The 24,395-nt window shown below is 41.1% G+C and carries 21 protein-coding genes; 14 read left to right on the top strand and 7 right to left on the bottom strand.

Annotated features, from left to right (window positions below):
* Positions 1-249: 249 nt before the first annotated feature.
* The 3 genes from dnaG to rpsU all read right to left on the bottom strand — a co-directional run bounded on the left by dnaG (position 250) and on the right by rpsU (position 2,848).
* Positions 250-2,004 carry a DNA primase gene (dnaG, locus tag Q4575_RS08265; protein WP_215965432.1) on the bottom strand — a complete coding sequence of 585 codons (1,755 nt, stop codon included), beginning with the start codon at positions 2,002-2,004 and terminating at the stop codon, positions 250-252.
* Between the two features lie 152 nt (positions 2,005-2,156).
* Complete coding sequence (locus Q4575_RS08270) at positions 2,157-2,603, bottom strand: GatB/YqeY domain-containing protein (protein WP_215965433.1); 447 nt, start codon at positions 2,601-2,603, stop codon at positions 2,157-2,159.
* A 29-nt stretch (positions 2,604-2,632) separates the two neighbouring features.
* Positions 2,633-2,848, bottom strand: a complete 216-nt coding sequence (rpsU, locus tag Q4575_RS08275; protein WP_105053374.1) for a 30S ribosomal protein S21 — start codon at positions 2,846-2,848, stop codon at positions 2,633-2,635.
* A 376-nt stretch (positions 2,849-3,224) separates the two neighbouring features.
* On the opposite strand from rpsU, the gene tsaD reads away from it, so the two are divergent.
* On the top strand, positions 3,225-4,283 hold the full coding sequence (gene tsaD / locus Q4575_RS08280) for a tRNA (adenosine(37)-N6)-threonylcarbamoyltransferase complex transferase subunit TsaD (RefSeq protein WP_215965434.1): 1,059 nt from the start codon (positions 3,225-3,227) through the stop codon (positions 4,281-4,283).
* An 18-nt stretch (positions 4,284-4,301) separates the two neighbouring features.
* Here the strand turns inward: tsaD and plsY are convergent, their stop codons facing one another.
* Positions 4,302-4,892: a glycerol-3-phosphate 1-O-acyltransferase PlsY gene (plsY, locus tag Q4575_RS08285; RefSeq protein WP_215965435.1), complete on the bottom strand. Its 591-nt coding sequence runs from the start codon at positions 4,890-4,892 to the stop codon at positions 4,302-4,304.
* Positions 4,893-5,113: 221 nt separating this feature from the next.
* On the opposite strand from plsY, the gene folB reads away from it, so the two are divergent.
* The 3 genes from folB (at position 5,114) to Q4575_RS08300 (ending at position 8,695) form a co-directional block, all read left to right on the top strand.
* Entirely contained in the window at positions 5,114-5,470 is a 357-nt protein-coding gene (gene folB / locus Q4575_RS08290; RefSeq protein ID WP_215965436.1) for a dihydroneopterin aldolase, read from the top strand.
* 25 nt (positions 5,471-5,495) lie between these two features.
* Complete coding sequence (locus tag Q4575_RS08295) at positions 5,496-6,290, top strand: undecaprenyl-diphosphate phosphatase (RefSeq protein WP_215965437.1); 795 nt, start codon at positions 5,496-5,498, stop codon at positions 6,288-6,290.
* 341 nt (positions 6,291-6,631) lie between these two features.
* Positions 6,632-8,695: a prolyl oligopeptidase family protein gene (locus Q4575_RS08300; RefSeq protein ID WP_303522495.1), complete on the top strand. Its 2,064-nt coding sequence runs from the start codon at positions 6,632-6,634 to the stop codon at positions 8,693-8,695.
* Positions 8,696-8,860: 165 nt separating this feature from the next.
* On the opposite strand, the gene Q4575_RS08305 is transcribed toward Q4575_RS08300, so the two are convergent.
* Positions 8,861-10,096, bottom strand: coding sequence for a multifunctional CCA addition/repair protein (locus tag Q4575_RS08305; RefSeq protein WP_303522290.1), 1,236 nt, complete (start codon positions 10,094-10,096; stop codon positions 8,861-8,863).
* 127 nt (positions 10,097-10,223) lie between these two features.
* On the opposite strand from Q4575_RS08305, the gene Q4575_RS08310 reads away from it, so the two are divergent.
* On the top strand, positions 10,224-11,144 hold the full coding sequence (locus Q4575_RS08310; RefSeq protein WP_215965439.1) for an ExeA family protein: 921 nt from the start codon (positions 10,224-10,226) through the stop codon (positions 11,142-11,144).
* Positions 11,145-11,148: 4 nt separating this feature from the next.
* Entirely contained in the window at positions 11,149-12,087 is a 939-nt protein-coding gene (locus tag Q4575_RS08315; protein WP_303522293.1) for a general secretion pathway protein GspB, read from the top strand.
* A gap of 116 nt (positions 12,088-12,203) precedes the next feature.
* Here Q4575_RS08315 and Q4575_RS08320 read toward each other — a convergent pair whose 3' ends face one another.
* Positions 12,204-13,370, bottom strand: a complete 1,167-nt coding sequence (locus Q4575_RS08320) for an HD-GYP domain-containing protein (RefSeq protein WP_303522294.1) — start codon at positions 13,368-13,370, stop codon at positions 12,204-12,206.
* A gap of 16 nt (positions 13,371-13,386) precedes the next feature.
* Positions 13,387-14,595: an HD-GYP domain-containing protein gene (locus Q4575_RS08325; RefSeq protein ID WP_303522296.1), complete on the bottom strand. Its 1,209-nt coding sequence runs from the start codon at positions 14,593-14,595 to the stop codon at positions 13,387-13,389.
* A 192-nt stretch (positions 14,596-14,787) separates the two neighbouring features.
* On the opposite strand from Q4575_RS08325, the gene hisS reads away from it, so the two are divergent.
* The 8 genes from hisS to Q4575_RS08365 all read left to right on the top strand — a co-directional run bounded on the left by hisS (position 14,788) and on the right by Q4575_RS08365 (position 24,303).
* Positions 14,788-16,071 carry a histidine--tRNA ligase gene (hisS, locus tag Q4575_RS08330; protein ID WP_215965443.1) on the top strand — a complete coding sequence of 428 codons (1,284 nt, stop codon included), beginning with the start codon at positions 14,788-14,790 and terminating at the stop codon, positions 16,069-16,071.
* A 44-nt stretch (positions 16,072-16,115) separates the two neighbouring features.
* Positions 16,116-16,754 carry a tetratricopeptide repeat protein gene (locus Q4575_RS08335; RefSeq protein ID WP_215965444.1) on the top strand — a complete coding sequence of 213 codons (639 nt, stop codon included), beginning with the start codon at positions 16,116-16,118 and terminating at the stop codon, positions 16,752-16,754.
* 9 nt (positions 16,755-16,763) lie between these two features.
* Positions 16,764-18,047 carry an outer membrane protein assembly factor BamB gene (gene bamB / locus Q4575_RS08340; RefSeq protein ID WP_303522299.1) on the top strand — a complete coding sequence of 428 codons (1,284 nt, stop codon included), beginning with the start codon at positions 16,764-16,766 and terminating at the stop codon, positions 18,045-18,047.
* 110 nt (positions 18,048-18,157) lie between these two features.
* Positions 18,158-19,672, top strand: coding sequence for a ribosome biogenesis GTPase Der (gene der, locus Q4575_RS08345; protein WP_215965446.1), 1,515 nt, complete (start codon positions 18,158-18,160; stop codon positions 19,670-19,672).
* A gap of 118 nt (positions 19,673-19,790) precedes the next feature.
* A complete protein-coding gene (locus tag Q4575_RS08350; RefSeq protein ID WP_215965447.1) occupies positions 19,791-21,089 on the top strand; it encodes a peptidoglycan DD-metalloendopeptidase family protein in 1,299 nt (432 codons plus the stop codon).
* A gap of 13 nt (positions 21,090-21,102) precedes the next feature.
* Positions 21,103-22,233, top strand: coding sequence for an anhydro-N-acetylmuramic acid kinase (locus Q4575_RS08355; protein WP_215965448.1), 1,131 nt, complete (start codon positions 21,103-21,105; stop codon positions 22,231-22,233).
* Between the two features lie 21 nt (positions 22,234-22,254).
* Positions 22,255-23,475, top strand: a complete 1,221-nt coding sequence (locus tag Q4575_RS08360) for a GGDEF domain-containing protein (protein ID WP_252736545.1) — start codon at positions 22,255-22,257, stop codon at positions 23,473-23,475.
* Positions 23,476-23,550: 75 nt separating this feature from the next.
* The gene (locus Q4575_RS08365; protein ID WP_303522305.1) at positions 23,551-24,303 is read left to right on the top strand and encodes an SDR family oxidoreductase; all 753 of its coding nucleotides are present in this window, start codon (positions 23,551-23,553) and stop codon (positions 24,301-24,303) included.
* Positions 24,304-24,395 lie beyond the last annotated feature (92 nt).

Raw genomic sequence — 24,395 nt, forward strand, 5'->3', positions numbered from 1 at the left:
ATTATCTTCCACCTACTAGTTGAACATGAAATACTTGGGAAAGTGCTTATTTATTCACCGTAAAGTGATTTAAAAAGCGAACTACATATTATAACAGCTGTTTTAATTTCTGGCTATGTATTAATCGAATTGAAACAAATCAATGGCAATTAAATCTATTTTGTGAAATATCAATCTACGATGAAGGGGGTTAAGGGTTCTTAGAAGGAGTAATACAGTGCCAAAATCAAACTTCCGTTCGGTATTGTTTTAGGATTTTAAGGCGCTCATTAATGCCACATACTCAATCTGTTCTTGCTTATCGAGTTGACCAGTTTTCCCTTTAATTAATAAGGCCTCAAGGCGTTTCTCCAGATAACTATCTTGCAATGACTTAAATGTCTCGGCAAATTCTTGAATCAAGTTCTCATCGTCAATTTGGTGCTCCCAAGAGAATAAACGGGCCAAAAATGAGTATTCTTTTTGTGAACGAAAACGCTCTAACAAAACCGATTGTTTAATTTCAGGTTCGTCCAAAATTAACTTTTGAATAGCGATGAAGGTGGCAAAACCTGGCATTTCTGCATTAGCTAATGCTGGAATAAATGGGACTTCTTTAGCTAGATTAGGATGTTGTAATAGCAAACCAATGGCCCGGCGCATCGGCGTTATTTGAAACTCAGTCTGTTGACGTTTAACTTCAGCGATAGGTGAGCGATTTGCCAATTTAATTTTATCGGCGTCGCGGCCGATTAAACGTGCTAACTTTGCTAATAATGCTTCTTTATAATAATCACTAGGAACAACTTCTATTAGTGGTTTGGCTTGCGAGAGAAGGGCAGATTTTCCTGCGTCACTGGTAATGTCCAGAGCGTTTACAAAGTGCTCAAAGAAATAGTCGAGCAAAGGTTTTGCTTCACCGAGTCTAACTTCAAAGGCTTCTTTGCCTTCCTTTTGCACCATAGTATCTGGATCTTCACCGTCAGGTAAAAATGTAAACCGTAAATCGACACCGTCTTTTAAATGGGGCATGGCGTTTTCTAACGCTCGCCAAGCGGCATCACGTCCAGCTCTGTCGCCGTCATAACAACAGATTACCTGACGCGTACTGCGGAACAAGAGCTGCATATGCTCAGGTGTTGTCGCTGTACCAAGTGCTGCTACAGCGTACGATATTCCCTGTTGAGCCAAAGATACAACGTCCATATAACCTTCGACAATAAGAACTCGTTCGAGGTTTTGATTGGCCTGTTTGGCTTGATAAAACCCATACAGTTCGTTGCCTTTATGAAATATACGTGTCTCAGGTGAATTTAAATATTTTGGGGTTCCGTCATCAATAACGCGTCCGCCAAAGCCCACCACTCGTCCACGTTTATCACGAATTGGGAACATCACTCTTTTACGGAAAAAGTCGTATGTTCTGCCTGAATCGTTCTGGTTTAAAACTTTTAGATCGAGAAGTTGTTGTTGCTGCGCTTTTGTTTTACCAATCGACTTTAAAATACTGTCCCAACTATCAGGCGCATAACCAATGCCGTAGCGTTGGCAGATTTCGCCAGATAAATTACGATTCTTTAAATAATCAATAACCGCTTTTGAATTCTGATCATGTTTGAGATTGTGTTGGAAAAACTTTGCGGCGAGTTCCATTAACTCGTAGTCCGATTGTTTTTGTTCTCTACTTACTGTTGGATATTTTTTCTGTTTTCCGGTCCCGTTATCTTCGCGGGGGACATCAATACTGTGCAGTCGAGCTAGTTCTTCAATGGCCTCGACAAACTCAAGTTGTTCGTATTCCATTAAAAAACTGATGGCATTGCCATGAGCACCGCAACCAAAACAATGATAAAACTGTTTTTCAGGGCTTACCGAAAATGACGGTGATTTTTCATTATGAAATGGGCAACAGGCTTGGTAGTTTTTGCCGGCTTTTTTAAGCGGAACTTTAGCATCAATTAAATCAATAATATCGGTGCGAGCAACAACGTCATCAATAAAGCCTTTCGGAATACGACCAGTCAATCACTTGCCCCTTTGAGTAGTAAAAATAATTTAATTGGATGGTGATTATTGCAAATTAACAGTGGATTTAAAATGATCTATACGGCAAATAAAACAAAACCGCAAAATTTGCATTTTGCGGTTTATGTTGCTGAAGTGTTGCAGGTCAAAAATTAACTGTTTAATTTCGACCGTACTAAACCACTTACCTTGCCCATATCGGCACGGCCAGTGATTTTTGGCTTCAATTCGGCCATTACTTTTCCCATGTCCTGCATGCCAGATGCCCCAGTGGCTTCGATGGCGGCAGAGAGCAAGGTTAGAACTTCTTCCTCGGTAAGCGCTTGAGGTAAGAAATCTTCTATAATGGCGATTTCAGCTGCTTCAATATCAGCTAGCTCGGGACGGTCAGCGGCTTCATACTGCGCTTTAGAATCTTTTCGCTGTTTTACCATCTTAGTTAAGATGGCAATAACATCTTCGTCACCAAGCTCAATTCTTTCATCTACTTCTCGTTGCTTAACCGCGGCCAAGGCCATGCGAATTGTGCCTAAACGGATTTTATCCTTAGCACGCATAGCATCTTTTTGGGCGTCTTTAAGCTGGTCAATAAGACTCATAGGTACTTCCTGACTCGAGAGTTAGTAGATTAATAAAGTTTGATGCGACGTGCGTTTTCGCGAGAAACTTTTTTCAAGTGGCGCTTAACAGCAGCAGCTTTCTTACGCTTACGAGCCCAAGTTGGCTTTTCGAAGTGTTCACGACGACGTACTTCTGAAAGGATCCCTGCTTTTTCACATGAACGTTTAAAACGACGTAGTGCAACGTCAAACGGTTCGTTCTCTTTAACTTTAATTACTGGCATTTAAAAATCGACCTCAGTATTCTGTATTTTATGGTTAAACTTTAACCAAGACTAATAAAAATGGTGCGGCATTTTAAATCCAAGCCCCGTCTTTTGTAAAGTACTTTTTTTAAATTTAAACAGGTTTTCAGGGATTATTTAACAAGACGTAATGTCTAAGAGGTTATTACTGAAATAAACTGCTCGGGGATTCAATTGAATCTCTTTGTTTCGAGGGGTAGAATGCGCGCCTTTCGCTAAGAGTAACATAGTTGCTACGGGGCGAAAACAGTCTAATTTGCACGATGGTTGGAATCGTTAGTCAAACCAGCCGGTAAACCCTGTGTATATTGATATTATCGTTATGAAAAACAAGCGAGTTTAAGGTGAATTTAACATGTTAATTTTAGGTATAGAATCTTCCTGTGACGAAACAGGCATTGCGTTATACGACACCGAAAAAGGGCTTGTTGGACATAAACTTTATAGTCAAATTGCGGTTCATGCCGATTATGGCGGTGTTGTCCCTGAACTTGCCTCGAGAGATCATGTGCGTAAAACAATACCTCTTATCAGTGAATTGTTGTCGGAATGTGATCTGACAAAACAGGATATAGAAGGAATCGCGTTTACGGCTGGGCCTGGACTTGTTGGGGCTTTAATGGTTGGAGCCTGTATTGGCCGCTCAATGGCTTATGGCTTAGGGATCCCAGCGGTAGAGGTTCATCATATGGAAGGGCATTTACTTGCGCCGATGTTGGAAGATGAGCGCCCGGAGTTTCCATTTATCGCGTTATTAGTTTCCGGCGGCCACACGCAACTTGTAGAAGTGCAAGGTATTGGCCAATACAAAATTTTAGGTGAGTCTATTGACGACGCAGCGGGTGAAGCGTTTGATAAAACCGCAAAACTACTTGGGTTAGATTATCCTGGTGGACCTATGTTGGCAAAATTAGCCGAACATGGAACTCCGGGGGTATTTAAGTTTCCTCGACCAATGACAGACCGCCCAGGATTAGACTTTAGCTTCAGTGGCTTAAAAACAGCAGCGGCAGTTGCGATTCGTGGTGCAGGGATTCATTTGTCTGGAAGTAAATCAGACGCAACTGAATTACCAGAGAATATTGACCAACTTAAAGCTGATATCGCCCATGCGTTTCAGCAAGCTGTCGTTGATACTATTGCAATTAAATGCCGACGTGCGGTAGAGCAAACTGGAATTAAAACTTTAGTTATCGCCGGTGGTGTCAGCGCAAATACAGAACTAAGAGAGAAACTAGCTCAATTGATGGCCAAGCAGCGCGGTAATGTGTTTTATCCTAGACACGAGTTCTGTACCGACAATGGTGCGATGATCGCATTTGCGGGCGCTCAACGTATTTTGAGTCAAGGGGATCAAAACTTAAAAGTAAAAGCGAAACCACGCTGGTCAATTGAAGAATTACCTAAACTTTAATGTAAGTTTACAATAACTTTATACTCTTAAATTCGACTTAGGTTCGCTGCCATTGGCTAGGCGAATGATATTAGGGATATGTCGAGCAATAATAAGTAACGCTAACATGGTTACTGCGATTGTATATTTAGGCGAGGTTAGGTAAGTCACCAGTGGTGAAATCCCGACAGATACTATAGCGGATAAAGATGAATATCCGGTTAAACGGAATACGATCATCCAAGTTCCTAATAGAGTAAACGCAAGAGTCGAACCGACGGGCAGTAAGCAACCTAACGCGGTTGCGACCGCTTTGCCGCCTTGAAACCGGAAGAAAATCGGAAACATATGTCCGAGGCAGCAGGCCAATGCAATTGCGCCAATTTCTAAAGTCGAAAATCCTAGGTAATAACTCCCCCAGCTAGGGATTATTCCTTTTAGAACATCGAACAATAAAACCTGGATAGCCGCGGTTTTACCCGCAATACGGTAGACATTTGTTGCGCCAGGGTTAAAAGATCCTTTAGAGCGAGGGTCAGGTAATCGCCACAATTTACAGTAGATGATCGCTGAATTGACTGAACCTAGTAGATAGGTTGCAATTAATGTAAGAAAAAATTCAGCGGACATGAGTTCCTCATTGTTGGTATTTCAGCTATTATTCGCGCTTTCAATTTTCGCGTCGCGTAAACTAAGAGCGAAACGTTAATTTGGTAAGCAGATATTTATCATTGAGAGAGACGAATTACTATACAAATTTGTATTTCGTTATGGTATCCGACCTCTTGGCGATACACAAATACAGCTCAGTTATACTATGTTGAATTGAATTATATAGGACCAAAAATTACATGGCGCAAGATATTGTTTTTATTGAAGCTCTCAAAGTTGATACTGTTATTGGTGTTTACGAATGGGAAAAAACGATCCAACAGACATTGCAATTTGACGTTGAAATGTACACTGATATTAGTCAAGCGGCACAAATAGATGACCTATCTAAAACAGTTGACTACGCCATTGTTGCAGAAGATATAGTGAAACTTGTTAAACAAAATCAAGCGGAGCTTATTGAAACCGTTGCTGAAAAGGTCGCAAGCCACATTTTAACGTCGTTTCCTGTTGAACGTTGTCGAATTAAATTACGTAAATTGGGTGCTGTAGCAAGTACGGCATCTGTTGGTGTGTTTATTGAGCGCACAAAATAAAAGTTAACGCATTAAGGGAAATCTAATGGGGATCATAGAAGTCATTGTTTTGGCGATACTGCAGGGGTTAACCGAATTTTTGCCAATTTCGAGTTCAGCGCATTTAATTTTGCCGTCGCAGATTTTAGGTTGGCAAGATCAAGGTTTGGCATTTGATGTTGCTGTTCACGCGGGTAGTTTGCTCGCCGTTGTTTTATATTTTCGGGAAGAAGTCGGCCGCATGGCGGTGAGTTGGGTTCAGTCATTTAGTGGCAAACAGGATAAAGACAGTAAATTGTCGTGGTTGATTATCCTAGGGACTATACCTGCCGGACTTGCAGGCTTTATTTTTAAAGACTTCATTGAAGAAAACTTAAGAAATACAACCGTTATTGCGGCGACAACAATTGTCTTTGGTCTCTTGCTATGGTGGGCTGACAGACAAGCAAGCCAACTTAAAGACGAATATCAAGTATCGGTAAAAAATGTTGTCATTATTGGTTTAGCCCAAGTACTAGCATTAATTCCGGGGACGTCGCGCAGCGGCATTACTATTACTGCTGGGTTAATGGTGGGGCTAACTCGAAAAGCGGCCGCGCGATTTTCTTTTCTATTATCTATCCCGCTAATTGCCGCGGCCGGTGGTTATCAAGCAATAAAATTGAGTCAAGAAATTGTACCGGTTGATTGGGCCGCAATTGGTTGGGGCACCTTGCTGTCTTTTATCAGTGCCTATGCGTGTATTCACTACTTCCTAATCTTAGTAGAAAAGGTCGGTATGTTACCGTTTGTAATCTATCGATTAATCTTAGGTTTAGTATTGATCTTCTTTTTTATCTAATTAGTAGCCGCCAAACAGGTTGAATTGATGTGATAATGGGGCTTAAGGCCCCATTATTTGTTTATGGCGCGTAATGAGGTGACTATCTTTGTTTAGCCAAATAAACCACTGGTCAATTATTGTACAATCAATGTGTTGTTAAATTTACTGTCATTATTTAATTACGCTTTTCCTGTCACATATACCCTAGAATCTAGACTTTTTGTTATTATTTTTTTACTTTTGGGCGAGAAACGTCTTATGTACTCCAAAAGGAAGAATAATAAATGAATAAAATGTCGAAGCTAACTGCAGCTTTGTTTGTTTCCAGTTTGGCCATAGCAGGCTGTGCGAGTGATTTAATGAAAGAAAAACAAATCAAGCTTGTTTATCCAGTTACCCAAAAAGGTGATGTGGTTGAAAATTATTTTGGTATTGACGTAGCAGATCCATATCGTTGGTTAGAAGATGACATGAGTAGCGAAACCGCAGCGTGGGTTGTAGCTCAAAATGAAGTGACAAACAGTTACTTAAGTAACATACCTTACCGCGAAAAAATTGAAAAACGCCTTACTGATTTAATGGACTACGAAAAAGTAGGCATGCCATTTATTGAAGGTGATTACACTTATTTTTACAAAAATGACGGATTGCAAAATCAATCGGTTTTATATCGTCAAAAAGGCAATGCCGAGCCGGAAGTGTTTTTAGATCCCAATACCTTTAGTGAAAATGGGACAGTTTCTCTTGCTAGCATAGAGTTCACTAAAGACGGTTCAAAAGCGGTTTACCTTATCTCTGAAGGTGGCAGTGACTGGCGTAAAGCGATAGTTATCGATACTGAAACTAAACAACAGTTAGAGCCTGAGCTCATTGACATTAAATTCAGCGGCATTTCGTGGTTTGGCGACAAAGGTTTTTACTATTCAAGCTATGACAAGCCAAAAGGCAGTGAACTGTCCGCAAAAACAGATCAACATAAAGTTTATTTCCATAAGTTAGGAACCCCGCAGAAACAGGATCAATTGGTTTTCGGTGGAACTCCAGAAGAAAAACATCGATATGTTTTTGGTGGCGTCAGCGATGATCTTAACTATTTGATCATTCAAGCAGCGGTATCCACATCGGGCAATAAAATCTTTATCAAAAAAATGGGTGTTAAAAACGCACCACTTGTTGCGATTGTTGATAACACAGACTCAGATACTAACTTTTTAGAAAGCAAGGGTGACGATATATATTTGGTCACCAACCTTAACGCACCTAATAAACGAGTTGTAAAAGTTAATGTCGATAATCCAGCTCCGGCAAATTGGGTTGATGTTATTCCTGAAACTGATCATGTACTCAGCGTGTCTACTGGTGGCGGTTATATATTTGCTTCCTATATTAAAGATGCCGTCTCTATGATCCAACAGTACGATTTTAGCGGTAAGAAGATCAGAGATATCGCGCTACCAGAAGTTGGCAGTGCAAATGGGTTTTATGGCAAAGATGATCAAACCGAACTTTATTATTCATTCAGCAACTACAAAACACCGACAACGATATTTAAATTAAATGTTGATACAGGTAAGTCGATTGCTCATGCGAAATCTAAAGTGAATTTTGACAGCGACAAATTTGAATCTAAACAAGTTTTTTATAAGTCGAAAGACGGAACAAAGGTTCCGATGATTATTACTTATAAAAAAGGCTTAGCGTTAAACGGCGATAATCCAACTATTTTGTATGGTTACGGTGGTTTTAACGTAAGTTTATTACCAAGCTTTAGTTCAACACGCGCCGCATGGATGGAGCTTGGCGGTGTTTATGCCGTTGCTAATTTACGTGGTGGTGGCGAGTACGGTAAAAAATGGCATAACGCAGGTACTAAATTAAATAAGCAAAATGTGTTTGACGACTTTATCGCAGCGGCGGAATATTTGTCTGCTGAGAAATATACCTCTGCAGAAAAGCTTGCTGTGATGGGGGGATCTAATGGTGGTTTGTTAGTGGGTGCTGTTATGACACAACGTCCAGACATCATGAAAGTCGCTTTACCAGCCGTCGGAGTTTTGGATATGTTGCGTTACCATACGTTTACTGCTGGGGCTGGTTGGGCATATGACTACGGCACAGCGGAAGATAATAAAGAAATGTTTGAGTATTTACTAGGCTACTCGCCAGTCCATAATGTTAAATCTGGGCTGGATTATCCTGCAACTTTGGTAACTACGGGCGATCATGATGACCGCGTAGTCCCAGCTCATTCGTTTAAGTTTGCTGCTCATTTACAGGCAAAACACACGGGCACTAATCCGACATTGATCCGCATAGAAACAGATGCGGGCCATGGCGCGGGTACGCCAACGAGTAAAATCATTGAGCAATACGCTGACATATTTGGCTTTACGTTATATAACATGGGCATAAAATCCATTTAATAGGTTTGCCAAACTGCAAGTGCATCAGAAGCATGCGCTTGCAATACGTTTAGGTATAAAACCGATTATTATGTCGAGCCATTAAAAAGCCCAAACTGCAAAATTAGCGGTTTGGGCTTTTTTGTTTTTTTATCATCACACCATTTTTTATGACAATATGTGAGTTTAAGTCTGTTCGCTTACCGTTTTTTTATAGGTGTTTATAGTCGCTACACGGCGTTCGGTTAGACGAGTTCTAATTTCGGGGCCTTGGTATCCCTCAGCTATGACATCTTGAACATTGACTTCACCCCCGAGCACTAAACATTCAGCGAGGTAATCCGCTTGCGGATAGTCACGTTCTTCAAAACCTGTTCGTCCGCGCATATCGGCAGTACAAGCAAGTAAGAACTGCGAAAATCGTTCGGGTTTACGCCACGCGTCCATTTTATCAAACAGCTTCACTATGGTGTCTGCTCTTAACTCATAAGCTCTGTGAGTATGGGTGTGATATTCACACATAAGTAAGGCTAACTCTTTGTATTCGTTAGGTACTTTTAATCGAGTGCAAAATGCTTTTAACGGTGTTAATCCAGTTTTTTCATGACCACGATGATGAGGCCACATCGACTCAGGCGTCAGACCTTTACCAAAGTCATGAACAAGGGCAGCAAAACGCGTTACCGGGCTTTTAGATAGCTTAGCGGACTGATCCACGACCAACATCGTATGAATACCAGTGTCAATTTCGGGGTGCCATTTTTCAGGATTAGGTACTCCCCAAAGTGCGGCTATCTCAGGCATTAACAGCGCAAGCGCACCACAATCCCTTAGGACATTAAAAAACACTGACGGCGATTGTTCATTAAGAGCTGAGGACATTTCCTGCCAAATACGTTCAGGAATTAAGGCGTCAAGCTCGCCAGTTTCAACCATAGTTTTCATTAATAACTGAGTTTCTAACGCTACGGTAAAACCTAAATGGTGGTAGCGGGCTGCAAACTTAGCGACTCGTAAAACTCGCAGTGGGTCTTCGACAAATGCTGGAGATACATGGCGTAGGATCTTGTCTTTAACATCTTGTTGACCGTTAAATGGGTCGATAATTGTGCCATCTTCAGCTTTTGCCATGGCATTTACCGTCAAGTCGCGTCGCTCTAAGTCTTGTTCGACACTAATATCCGGGGAAAAGTCACAAACAAATCCGGTATAACCTGAGCCTGATTTTTTTTCAGTACGTGCAAGTGCATACTCATCTTGGGTTTTGGGGTGCAAAAAGACGGGAAAGGATTTACCAACTTGGTTAAATCCATTCGCCTCCATTTCAGCTATAGTCGCACCTGTAACTAGGTAGTCTTTATCTTTTATCGGGTACTTTAGAAGTTGGTCTCTTACAGCACCACCGACGAGGTAAGTTTTCAAATTGACACCTTATAACAAATAGGTATTCGCCTTAGTATATTCTGTTATGATTGACCTGTCTTAATCATTGTGATCAAAATTCTATTTTCAACACGACAATCAATAATTAACCAGATTAACATTTATTATGTATTTACAACATTTTCACCTGTCGGCAGAACCATTTAATATCGCGCCAAATCCAAGCATGTTATTTCCAAGCGATCGTCATCAGGAAGCTATAGGCTATTTGCAGCATGGACTCGCAGGTAATGGCGGATTTGTTATGTTAACTGGAGAGGTTGGCACCGGAAAAACCATGGTCAGTCGAGCGGTTTTAGGGCAGTTAACAAACGATGTTAATGTCGCTTACATATTAAATCCAACGTTAAATAAATTACAATTATTACAAACGGTATGTGAAGCGTTTGAATTAACGATTAAGCATCAGGTCGACCACAAAGTATTATCGGATTTACTGCAGGACTTTTTGCTAAACCAATATAACAATGGAAAACGTTGCGTTTTGGTTATCGATGAGGCCCAGCATTTGTCTGTAGATGCATTGGAATTGTTACGGCTATTCACCAATATCGAAACCAATGAACGCAAGTTGTTACAGATCATTTTAATCGGGCAACCTGAGTTACAGGAAAAGCTAAATAAACGGGAACTGCGACAACTCGCACAACGCATTACCGCGCGTTATCATTTGTTACCGTTAACTGAATTTGAAACTTTTTTGTATATTAACCATCGAATAGCAACAGTTGGTGGCAATCGCCCTTTATTTGAAAAGCGGGCGATGAAACAAATATTTAAATTATCCGGTGGCACACCGAGAAAAATTAATTTATTGGCAGATAGAGCCTTGATGGGAGCATTTGCGCTGAATCAATCTCAAGTCAATTCTAAGATGGTAAAGCAAGCGGCGAACGAAGTGTTTGGTCAATACCAAAGCAACGATCCTAGTTCGAGCTTATTGACTAAAAATGTAACCACAGCATTATTTATTTCTACACTTGTACTTGCAGTCATCAGTACTGTGTTATTTGTGGGTAGGGCATAATAATATGAGTTTTTTATACAAAGCGTTGCTAAAAGATAGCGCTAAAAAAGATCAAAATGAACAGGTTAATTTAACCGGAAACCCGGCGCAGGCTTCAATGTTTGCCCAGCCACAAACGACCTCAATACCGGCGGCGATATGGGCTTTAATTGGCGGCCTGTTATTAATTATTGGCTTACTCGGTGGTTATCTGCTGGGACAGACGCCAACCAATATTGTTCATTCACAACAGGTGACAAATGAGGTTCGAGATACCGGAACCGCGAATGATAGTGTAACTAATAAAATTGCGAGTACAGATAGCTTAACAGCACAAAATGAGAACCTATCGGAAGTTGCATCGCAAGCTCCCACTGAGGTTACGGCTCAAACCCCAAGTGCGGATGTGAGTGTGACAGCTAATTCGGTTGATGTGGCAAACACGGCACAACCTGTTGTGCAGGAAGAGCCGATAAAACAAATAGAAATAGGCAAAAATGAACAAGGCCAGTTGGTTACGTCGGTTACCGACGCAGTAAATCAGGCCACAAACGCGCCGACTGAGCGACAACAAGATGCGCTGACAACGGCAAATGATAACGACTTGCCTATTGCCGAAGTATCGGAAGACCTTAGATCGCAGTTTGCCATGGCGGTTGAAGCAACGGAAGAATTACCTCTTAACTCTTATTCAGAGGTTAATATCTCTACCGGCTCAAGTCTAATGAGTATTCACGAATTAAGTGACGCAGAAAAAGCGGGGATACCACCGCTTTATTACGGTATGCATATTTTTGCGACTGATCCAAATGAGAGATGGGTTAAGATCAACAACCAAATTCTCAAAGAAGGTGACGACCTAATGCCGGGATTACGTTTATTGGAAATTCGTCAGGATTTAGTCGTTTGGGAAACTCATTTCATCCGCTTTATGCAAGAGGCATTAGATGACTTTGCTGGATGAGCTAGGTTAGGGTATGTAACGGTTGAGTATTTCGTTTTTTGTTCATTTAAATGAAATACTCTCTGGGTGTTTTAAATACAATACTGACAAATTTGAGCAAATAGTTTTTATCTAAATCAAAGGTAGTTTTCAGCAAATATACCGATTTTATTACCGTAAAATAGACCAGAAATGACTTCAGATGGATTGTTCGAAAGGTCAAGATTCTTTGCTTCAACATGATGCCCCATTTTATCGTTATAAATTACTTTAACATTTGGGTGAACACTTGAAATTCCACGGTCTAAAACCAAGCCAACTTTACCACTGCTTAATTTGACCAAAGTACCCGGTGGGTAAACGCCGATACACTTAATAAATCGTTGTAACAACTCAAAGTCGAATTGCTTTTCAAGTTGTAACATTCGTCTAAATGCCTGCAATACACCATAAGGTTTACCGTGGTCACCAACCCGCGTCATGCGGTCAAATTCATCAATAATACAAAATAGACGGACACCATCATTAAGATCGGTAAGTTTCTGACCGGTAGGGTAGCCAGAACCGTCTAAACGTTCATGGTGTTGTTCAATTATTTCGATGGTTTCTTGAGTTAAGCTACCAACAAATTCAGCGATATTAATGCCATTTTGAACGTGTTCAGGTTTAACAAATTCATCTTTCATCCGTTGCTGTTCGGTCAGGTCATGCATGTTCGGTTGTTGGATGGATTGTGACATCTGTAACTTGCCTATGTCATGTAACAAGGCACCAACTACCCAGTTTTGTGCAACGTCTGCAGGCCACTCTAAACTGCGTAAAGTGGCAGAAAAATAAGCCGCGCAGCGGAGTGCATGGCCAAGTTGAAAATCTTTGTAGTACGTTACCCGCACTAAGCTTAAAACCGCGGCAGAATTGCGGTAGCTAGATGAAATAAATTCCATCGCGGCAAAGTGCAATAATGTCGCATCAATTAAATCATTATGCCTAATTAACTCAAAGGCCTTACTCAATTCCTTTGTTAATCGATTAACGGCTTTTTTTGCCGCGTCTAATTCTTGGTTAAAGGGGACATGGCCTAAATTGTCTTTAATGGATAGAGCGTCATCATTTTTGCTTTTAAGATGTTTCTCTTCGTTTATAACTACGGAAACAATACCCTTAGCAATAAGTTCATTAATTGCAATTTGAGTCCTAACCCAACCGGAAGCAGACACTCGCATATGCCCCAGTTGTTGAGAAATATCTACAACAAATTGACCAGGTTTGAGCTGGGTTACCGGGATTCGCTTTAAATTGGGCATTTAGTTCTTTCTTCCGTTAGGGTAGCAAAACTTGTTTGAAAAACTTTATCATATCGATGTTAAAATCGTCAGGTTTAACGCTACGTTCTATCTCATCATTTATATTCGAAGCCGACAAATTAACGACTCGAGGTTCTATATGGCTCTTGTTCGTTAAACTATAAAAAACGTTTACTTCTGGGCACAATGGATTAATAAAATTAGATTTAATTACAACACCAAGTTTATTGCTTTTTAGTTTAACTAATGTGCCAATAGGATGGATCCCCATGCAACTAATAAATTCAGTGACTAGTTCTTCATCAAAAGAGTCACCACTTTCAGCTCTTAATATTTTGAATGCCGTTATTGGATTTCGCGCCTTTTGATAACAACGATCCGCAGTAATCGCGTCGTAGGTATCAACAATCGTTATCATTCTTGCATAGGAGCTCAGCTCATCTGCAATTTTAAAGTTTGGATAACCCGTACCGTCAAGTTTTTCGTGATGATCTCGAACAACTTCCAAGCTAATGGGGTCAAGTTCTCCCGACCGTTTCAGTACTTCATAACCTAACGTGACATGACTGCGCATGATGTCCATTTCTTCATCAGTTAGACGACTGGGTTTATTTAGAACAGAGTCTGGGATACCGATCTTACCTAAATCGTGCAGTAAAGCCCCGGTTGCCAACGCATGAATTACGTCTCGGTCTAATCCAAGGTGACGGGCAAAAATGGTCATTACAATTGAGACATTGACTGAATGTTCGATAAGGTAACTATCTTTCTCACGCATTCTTGTCATACACGCAAGCGCATCTTGATTTCGAAATACAGAGTCGATAAATCCGTCAGCGACTTCTTTCATGGCGACGGTATCAATCGGCTTGCCAGCCTTCATATTGTCAAAAGCTTGCAACTGAATGTTCTTTGCAGTGCTATATAGTGTTGCGGCACGGCCTAGCTCTTGTGTAAAACCAGCGGTTGGGGTTTTATCGACTTTTTTAAGATTATTTTCAGGTACGACAGGTTCTAATTCTGGAAGAGGTTCGCGTTGTTTTGGTTGCAACGTTTTGGCTAAATCGACAATAACTCGTTCTACTTTTTTGTCCTTGAGCATGTCAATTGCACGCTGAGTTCGAACATAACCCTGAGACTTAATTTTTACTTTACCCGCTTGTTGTGTAACTTCGACCACAAACATGCCGAGTTTTAGATTTGAAATTGAAATTTCTTTCTTCATAAGAATATTTTTTATTTTTATTTTTATATTTTTGTTAATTATCTTTAAATTAGCAGAACATTTGCGAAAACCCCATGCAAATAATCAAATTATAGGTGATTTGCAACATATAACCGAGCTTGGCAATTTACCTTGACCAATAAAGTCCCTATAATGCGAGCCTATTTTTATACAAACGGGTATTTTTAAGACGTGTCTAAACCTATTCAAGCCATTCGCGGAATGAACGATTGTTTACCAAATGAAACAGCACAGTGGCAGCAAGTTGAAGAAGTTATCAGGAAAACAGTAGCCAGTTATGGATACTCAGAAATTCGTTTTCCAATTGTTGAGTTTACCGACTTATTTAAACGGTCTGTCGGCGAAGTAACAGACATCGTTGAAAAAGAAATGTATACCTTTGAAGACCGCAATGGTGACTCTTTGAGTTTGCGTCCGGAAGGCACAGCAGTATGTGTTCGGGCGGCAAATCAAGGCGCATTATTATACAACCAGCAACAACGTTTATGGTATCAAGGTCCAATGTTCCGTCACGAGCGTCCACAAAAAGGTCGCTATCGTCAATTCCACCAATTTGGTGTTGAAGCGTACGGGTTTGAAGGTCCAGACATGGATGCTGAAGTTATTATGCTTTCAGCTCGCTTATGGCAAGCATTTGGTATTACTGAGCATTTACGCTTAGAGATAAACTCACTTGGTTCTAATGAAGCGCGAGCAGACTATATTCGTGCGTTAGTAGAGTATTTAGAGCAACATAAAGACAAGTTAGATGAAGACAGTTTACGCCGACTCGGAACTAATCCGATGCGTATCCTCGACAGCAAAAATCCGGATGTACAGGCGGTTTTAGAAGCTGCACCTGTGCTGTCTGAATACTTAGATGAAGAATCAAAAACCATGTTCGTCGAGTTGCAACAACGACTTGACGCTGTGGGAATTAAATACGTCATTAATGAAAAATTAGTGCGCGGCTTAGATTATTACAACCGTACCGTGTTTGAATGGGTCACTGAGAGCTTAGGTTCACAAGGTACCGTTTTAGCGGGTGGTCGATACGATGGCTTAGTTGAGCAACTTGGTGGTAAAGCAACCCCAGGTGTTGGTTTTGCCATGGGAATTGAAAGGTTTGTATTATTATTGCAAACTCTTGACGTTTTAAAGGAACCAACTTCAACAGCTGATGTCTATATGGTCGCAGCTGGCGCAGGAACCGATATGAAATCGGTTGAACTTGCAGAAGTGTTGCGAACTGAAGTTGACGGTATTCGTGTTGTTAGCCATTGCGGCGGCGGAAACTTTAAGAAACAAATGAAACGGGCCGACAAAGTTGGTGCCAGTCTTGCCATTATTTTAGGTGAAGACGAACTGAATAATAAGCAGGTTACGGTGAAAAACCTACGTCAACATGGCGAGCAAGAAACCGTAGCTTGGGAACAATTAGCAGCACGTGTAAGTGCGATTCTTGAATTAGATTGAGAGCGAGCTCACGTAGCCGCTGTAGTACAAAATAAGAGGTTGTAATGGAAATTTACTCTACAGAAGAACAACAAGTCGAAGCAATTAAGAAGTATTGGCACGACAATGGTACTCAAATTATCGTAGGTGCACTTTTAGGTTTAGGTGGCTTTTTTGCTTGGAATCAATATGTAGATTCTAAAATAGAAGCGCAAGAAGCAGCATCAGCGGCTTATGACCAATTTATTGAAAAGTCGGATTCAGCGGACGCAAATTTATCTAGCGAACTACAACAGTTTGTTGATGCTCATGGTGAATCGGGATATGCCATCTTTGTTAATTTGGTGGCTGCGAGAAAATCAGTTGAAGATAACAAATTTGAACAAGCATTGTCTGAATTGTCAGCAGCAGCAAAGTTAACAACTGATCAAACGTTGAGCGGTCTAATCGCGACTCGTATTGCCCGTGTAAACATTGAGCTTAAGCAATATGATGCAGCGTTAACGACACTGAATGCAATTAAAGACGAAGGTTATAAATCTCGTGTTGCAGAATTGAAAGGCGATGTTTATCTTGCACAAGGCAACGCCGACAAAGCGCGCGTAGAATATCAAGCAGCTGCAGATGCAGGTGGTTTGACAGGTAACACGTTGTTAAAAATGAAATTGGATGATCTTGCACTTTCTTCTGAAGTTAAGGGCTAGTACGCACTTATGCCAATATTATCAAACAGCCTATTGAGGCATTACAATCCACTTAAAATCGTTGCAACGGCTGTTTGTGTTGCTTCGTTATTAGTTGGTTGTGAAAGCACTGAAGAAAACGAAGAGCTTCGTATAGCCGAACTTAAACCGTTTAACATTACACGTCATGTGGAAGTTGAATGGCGCGAACATCCGGGAGACGGGGTTGAAAATTACTTTAGTAATTTACGTCCAGCGGTAACGGAAGAGCGTATTTTCACGGCGAGCCGTGATGGCGAAGTGATTGCATTGTCTGCTAAAGATGGTGACGAAATTTGGCGCACAGACACACGGAAAAAACCACCTACATGGTGGACTAAAATTCGTATGAAATCTGTACCAAGTGCGAAGTTAAGTGGCGGCATCACTGCGGCTTATAACAATCTCTATATTGGTACTGAGAACGGTGATGTAATTGCCTTAAGCCAAGAAACTGGCGAAGTGCTTTGGCAGACCCGAGTGACTGGTGAAGTTATTTCAGCACCAGGCTGGGGAGAGGGTTGGATAACCGTTTCTACGACATCGGGACATGTGTCTGCTTTACATCCTGACTCTGGTGAAATTCGCTGGGAAGCTGAAACTGACACTCCGGCACTGACCTTGCGTGGTACTTCTACACCTTCGGTTACCGGTGGTGGTGTTTTAGTTGGTACTGCAACTGGTAAATTAAAAGTCTTTATTTTAGATGGTGGCATTCCTGCGTGGGAAGCTGTTATTGGCAAGTCAAAAGGCACGACTGAGCTTGAGAAGCTAATTGATGCGGACAGTCAGCCAATCGTTGCTAATCAAGTGGCCTATGCAGTTGCATATAATGGCAACCTTGCTGCTGTAGATGTTTTGTCTGGTCGTATTTTGTGGCAACGTGAATATTCGTCTTATCGTAATTTAACATATGACAATGACATGTTGTATTTGACTGATGCGAAGGGAAATATCGTTGCAGTAGATGCAAAAAACGGTATTGAAAAATGGACTCAATCTGAATTTTATAATCGCCGTTTAACTCAACCTGTAGTCTACAAAGACACGTTAGTTGTGGGCGACTATGAAGGCTACTTTCACTTTGTCGATAAAAAGACGGGTGAGTTAGTCTCTAGATTTAAGTTAGACGACATCGATTATTCAGCTGTACGTTGGTTTATTAGCTGGTTTACGTCGGAAGACCGAACAGCTTATACAGCACCAGTGGTACGCGGTGATTTATTATATATCCAAACTCGAGATGGCGAAGTTACAGCATTACGACTACCGTAATAGTAAGCCATTGATATTTGGGCTTTGCTGTTCAATTTGAACTGCAGAGCCTTTTTTGTTTTTAGAATTATCAGTTTTGGCATTGTGCCAAACAAATTTGAGGTAAACCCATGCTTCCTGTGGTGGCACTAGTTGGACGACCAAACGTCGGAAAATCAACCCTATTTAACCGTCTGACAAAAACACGCGATGCGCTTGTCGCAGATTTTCCTGGCTTAACTCGTGATAGACGTTACGGCCAAGCTGCGCATATGGAAAGCAACTTTATTGTAGTTGATACCGGTGGTATAGACGGCACAGAAGAAGGGATTGACGTCGAAATGGCTGAGCAGTCGCTGATTGCGATTGAAGAAGCTGACGTTGTGTTATTTATGGTGGACGCTCGAGCTGGATTAACCGCTGCAGATCAAGCAATTGCTGAGCATTTACGTAAGAAAAATAAACCTACTTTTATCGCTGCCAACAAAATTGATGGCATCGACGGCGATTCGTATAGCGCTGAATTTTACGGATTAGCAATGGGTGATGTATATCAAATCGCCGCCGCCCATGGACGCGGTATTTCGCAATTGTTAGATCTTGCATTAATGCCAATTGTCGAACGCCTTGCAAACGAATTTGAAGAGCAAATGGGCCTTATCGATGCGTCGGCTGTTGAGTCTGGTGATTATGAGTTTGCTGAACCTGAGTATGACGAAAATGGCGAAATCATTGATACTAATGATGAAGACGCTATCCCGTTTGAAGACCTCCCTATTAAATTTGCAATTATTGGTCGCCCGAATGTAGGTAAGTCAACGCTGACTAACCGTATGTTAGGTGAAGAACGTGTTGTTGTTTATGATATGCCTGGCACGACTCGTGATTCAGTTTATATTCCAATGGCCCGAAATGACCAAGATTACGTGATAATTGATACCGCAGGGGTTCGTCGACGTGGACGTATTACTCAATCTGTTGAAAAATTCTCTGTGGTCAAAACGCTGCAAGCAATTGAAGATGCAAACGTTGTATTGTTGCTATTAGATGCCCGTGAAGGTATTTCAGATCAAGATCTCAGTTTATTAGGCTTTGCGTTAAATGCGGGTCGTTCAATTGTTATTGCCGTGAATAAGTGGGATGGCTTAGATAAAAGTGACAAAGAAGAAGTTAAACGCGAACTTGATCGCCGCTTAGGATTCATCGACTTTGCACGACTTCACTTTATCTCTGCATTGCATGGTACTGGGGTTGGTCATTTGTATGAATCAATTGATGAAGCGTATAAAAGTGCGACTAAACGTATTTCGACATCAATGGTGACTCGCATCATGAAAATGGCGCAGGATGACCATCAGCCACCAATGATCCGTGGCCGTCGTATTAAGCTTAAATATGCCCATGCCGGTGGTTATAATCCACCGCGGATCGTTATCCACGGCAACCAAGTAAAAGACTTGCCTGACAGCTACAAACGCTATCTTATGAATTATTATCGTAAAGCCCTAGATGTAATGGGGACACCGATAAAAATTGAGTTTAGAGAAGGTGAAAACCCGTTTGAAGATAAAAAACCGAAAGCAAAAACTTTGTCGCAACAGAGACAAGCGGGCGGATTTATTAAACGTCACAGCAGAAGAACTTAATTTTGACGTGATTTGGTTTGGATCCGCTACGTAAAGTGGTTGGATCCAAATCATTGAAGTGCTATTCTCAAAGCACTTTGGTACATGTGAGAGTACATTTCATTTAGAAATGTGAGTTATGAAACAGTTATTAGAAACGTTCCCGAATCCCCATAAATACATTTTGGCTGCAGTCGCATCTATTTTAGCGATTGTTCTTTTATTGCCCTCTGAATCTGCTGTTGCGTCTAAACCTGCTCATGCAGTTGTTGCGAATTATGCGTCACTCGCCGTTGGTAAAGAATATCCTTTGCCGCTAGAGCTGAAAAATATCAGCACTGAAGTTGAATTTGAGACTTATCAAAAACACGTTGAAATTCGTAATGGTGATTCATTAGCGACTATTTTTAAACGTGAAAAACTTCCCCAGAAAACCATGTTGGCAATTGTCCGTTCAGGTGACGTTGCGAATAACTTTACCAAATTAGTGGTTGGTAAAGAGCTCACCTTTGAATTTGATCAAGATGATCAATTTATTGCCCTATATTATCCTCTCGACGCAATACGTACCCTGTCGTCTAAACTGACCGATGAGGGTGGTTTTGTTGCGACGATAGAAGATAAAGAAATTGTTACGACGGAGCGTTATTTTGAAGGCCATATCGCTTCTAACTTTTGGAATGCTGGAACTGCCGCAGGCTTGACAGATAACCTCATTATGAATCTTGCTAATGTATTTGCTTGGGATGTGGATTTTGCGTTAGATATACGCGAAGGTGATAAATTTTATACCCTAGTTGAAGAGATATATGTAGACGGTGAATTTGCCGGTTTTGGCGATATTCTCGCAGCAGAATTTGTGAATCAAGACGATACATTCACTGCGGTTCGATATACCGATGGTCGTTATTATACGCCAGACGGTGATAGTATGCGTAAAGCTTTTTTACGTGCGCCTGTCAGCTTTAAATATATTAGTTCTAACTTTACCAATCGTCGCTACCACCCAGTGCAAAAGCGTTATAAAGCACACCGTGGCGTTGATTATGCCGCAAGTACAGGGACACCTGTTGTTGCCGCTGGTGACGGTAAAGTTATCCGTTCAGGCTATGACAAATTTAATGGTCATCATGTTTTTGTTGAACATGGCGGCGGTATAACCACTAAGTACATTCACTTCTCTAAGCGAAAAGTGAAGACCGGCCAACGAGTTAAGCAAGGCCAGTTGATTGGACTAGTCGGTAGCACCGGATTGGCCGCTGGTCCGCATTTACATTACGAATTTTTAGTTAACGGTACTCACCGTAATCCTAGAACTGTGTCATTACCAAAAGCAAATCCAATTGCAGGTAAAGAAAAACCGTTATTTTTAAGCTTTGCATCTGAACGTCTTGGTCGTTTAAACCACAGTAAAAATTTGCTGCTGGCAATGCGCTAATATAGACGGCCAAATGATTGCGCCTGAGTATTACATTGGTTTAATGTCCGGCACCAGTTTAGATGGTGTCGATGGCGCTTTGGTAGCGATTAGCGCTCATGATTCAAATTCAGTTGATGTTAAACTACTTCAAAGTATTGAAATACCGATCCCATCAGAACTGACCAATACATTATCTTTGTTGTGCCACGCCGACGAATTTAATCTAACAAGGTTATTTAAAACTGAAGTACAGTTAGCACACTTATTTGCAGATGCCGTAATCCAGCTACTTGCAGAAAGTGAATTGAACGCATCTGATATAAAAGCGATAGGCTGCCACGGCATAACCATTAGGCATTTTCCGAATTCTCCAACGTATTTTTCAAAGCAAATTGGTGACGGCAGTAAGTTGGCCGCGTTGACTAAAATAGACGTCGTGAATGATTTTCGAATGGCGGATGTCGCTGTTGGTGGTCAAGGTGCACCATTAGTTCCCCCTTTTCATCGTGCGGTATTTAACAATCTTGAGCAAACCGCCGTGGTTAATTTGGGCGGGATTGCCAATATCACACTAACCGATGCTACCGGTCGTTTAATCGGTTTTGATACTGGTCCGGCTAATACATTATTAGACAAGTGGTGTTTTCAGCATACCGGTAGCCGTTATGATAAAAATGGTGAATGGGCGGCAACGGGGAAGGTAAATAGGCAACTTTTAGCGTTGTGTTTATCCGACCCTTATTTTCTAAAATTACCCCCAAAAAGTACAGGCAAAGAGCACTTCAATTTGCCCTGGCTAGAACGATTAATCTCAATTGTTGAAGAGGAAAATGCGCCATTATTGCCGCAGGATGTGCAGGCAACTTTGCTCGCCTTGACGATTCAGGCAATCAAAATCAGCTTAGAACCAAAATTTAATATTAAACAATTGATCGTCTGTGGCGGTGGTGTGCATAATACTCATCTTATGGCTGAGTTAGTGAATAATCTTCCTAATACGTTGGTAACATCAAGTTTAGAATTTGGTGTATGCCCTGACTCTTTAGAAGCCATGGCGTTCGCTTGGTTGGCGTATTGCCGAGTAAACAATATTGAAAGTAACTCACCAAGCGTCACCGGCGCGGCTAATGCCAAAGTATTGGGTGCCTGGTACCAAAAATAATAATAATGGGTAGAACTAAGTTTGAAGTATAATATTTCTGCATTTTTTAAAGCGGTTGCGTTTCCAAGTCTGATCTTTTGTAGCGTAATTTTTGCAGTTGCAATGCAATGGGTTGACTTGTCAGCTTGGCAGGGGATCATATTACAAACACCTTTTTTATTGTTTGTAGCCACAATCATTTTGGCCCTGCGTTTCAATCAAACTCGCATTATCTATATCGTCCTATTTTTAATGATCGGCTGGGCAACAATAGCCAAAATTGACGACTTTCAAAACCTTCGTTTACATTCAAGTTTGTTTTTTATTAGTCAATTGGCCGTTATTTGTTTGTTTAGTTTTGATCAGAATAAAGCTGTCTGGGGTCGCCATGGTCTCGGTCGGTTACTATTGTTATTTATCGTTTTCCTAATCAATTATCGTTTTAACCAATCGATTACACTTAATCAAATTTTAGAATTTAAATTTGTCACCTTGTCATCAACCGCAAATCTTTCTGAAACATTTCAAGTTGATATGTTGGTAGTGACTATTGGCTTAATCGTGTTGTTTGCGCGCCAATTAGTAAAACCAAACCAAATGAATGCTAATTTGTGGGCAATAGCATTTGGTTTAACGATAATGCATTTTGGTAAGTTTGATAGTCAAATTCAGATGATCTGCTACATACTATTTGGTGTGCTTTTGATCCACGCCGTGTTATCGGATTCTTACCAGATGGCATTTTCGGATGAGTTGACCGGTTTGGCTGCACGTCGAGCATTATTGCAGTCGTCAATTTCATTGGGCAAAAAATATACATTGGCAATGTTAGATGTAGACCATTTTAAAAAGTTTAATGACACTTATGGGCACGATGTTGGCGACCAAGTATTGCGACTCGTGGCGAGTAAACTCGATGAAGTTAAAGGCGGTGGCAAGGCTTATCGCTATGGTGGCGAAGAATTTACCATCGTATTCCCAAATAAATCGGTCAACTATGCAATTCCATTTTTAGAACAGGTTCGTGAGAATATCGCAAATTATCAAATGGCTATCCGCAATGATGACCGTCCTGAAGAGCCTCAAGACGGTAAAAGTAAGCGTAAGAAAAACGCCGGTGGTACAAAATTTGTAAATGTCACTATTAGTATTGGCGTAGCCGAACGTGAAGGTGAGCTGAAAGATTTTGACCAGGTTTTAAAGCAATCTGACGAAGCCCTTTACCGAGCCAAACAGGCAGGGCGTAATTGCTTAGCTGAATAGGTTTCATCGTTATGCGCGGATCTATTGTTTTTGAGGTTAAGGCTTAAAATCGACAAATCGTTGAAAAGGTTAACTATGGATAATCAGAAAGTTGCACTTATCACCGGTGGTGGTCGAGGTATTGGCGCGGCGACTGCAAAGTTGTTTGCTCAACACGGCTATGCAGTTTGCATTAATTACAAATCAAATAGTAAAGCCGCCACGAGTCTTGCCAAAGAAATTACTGCTGAGGGCGGATACTGCATAACAGTTCAAGCCGATGTAGCTAACGAAGCTGATGTATTACGACTGTTTTCTACCATCGACGATAAGTTTGGTCCGCTAAGTGTCTTAGTTAATAATGCTGCAGTTTTACAAACTCAAAGTCGATTAGTTGATATGAGCGCTGAACGAATTAATACAGTTCTTGTTAATAATGTGACAAGTGCATTTTTATGTTGTCGAGAAGCGATAAAACGTATGTCGACCGCTAATGGCGGTGCAGGCGGCGCGATAGTCAATGTATCTTCTGGGGCAGCACGCAGTGGCTCTCCAAATGAATATATTGATTACGCCGCATCTAAAGGAGCCATTGATACTTTAACCAAAGGATTGTCATTAGAAGTTGCGGATGAGGGCATTCGAGTTAATTGTGTCCGGCCTGGACTTATCTATACGGACATGCACTCCGATGGCGGTGAACCAACAAGAGTCGATAGGTTAAAAACTAAAATACCACTTAAACGAGGTGGGTTGCCAATTGAAGTCGCCGAGGCGATCTACTGGTTAGCTTCTGACAGTTCATCGTTTTCAACAGGGACCTTTGTTGATGTCACCGGAGGTATGTAAAGCTATTTGAAGTAATTCAAATAGCTTATTGAGCATTACGGTTCAAGTCTATAAATAGACTCAAAAGCGAGTCTAAAAGCTAATATAAAAGC

Origin of the sequence: Psychrosphaera sp. 1_MG-2023, from assembly GCF_030548245.1 — a bacterium.
Classification (GTDB): Bacteria; Pseudomonadota; Gammaproteobacteria; order Enterobacterales; family Alteromonadaceae; genus Psychrosphaera; species Psychrosphaera algicola.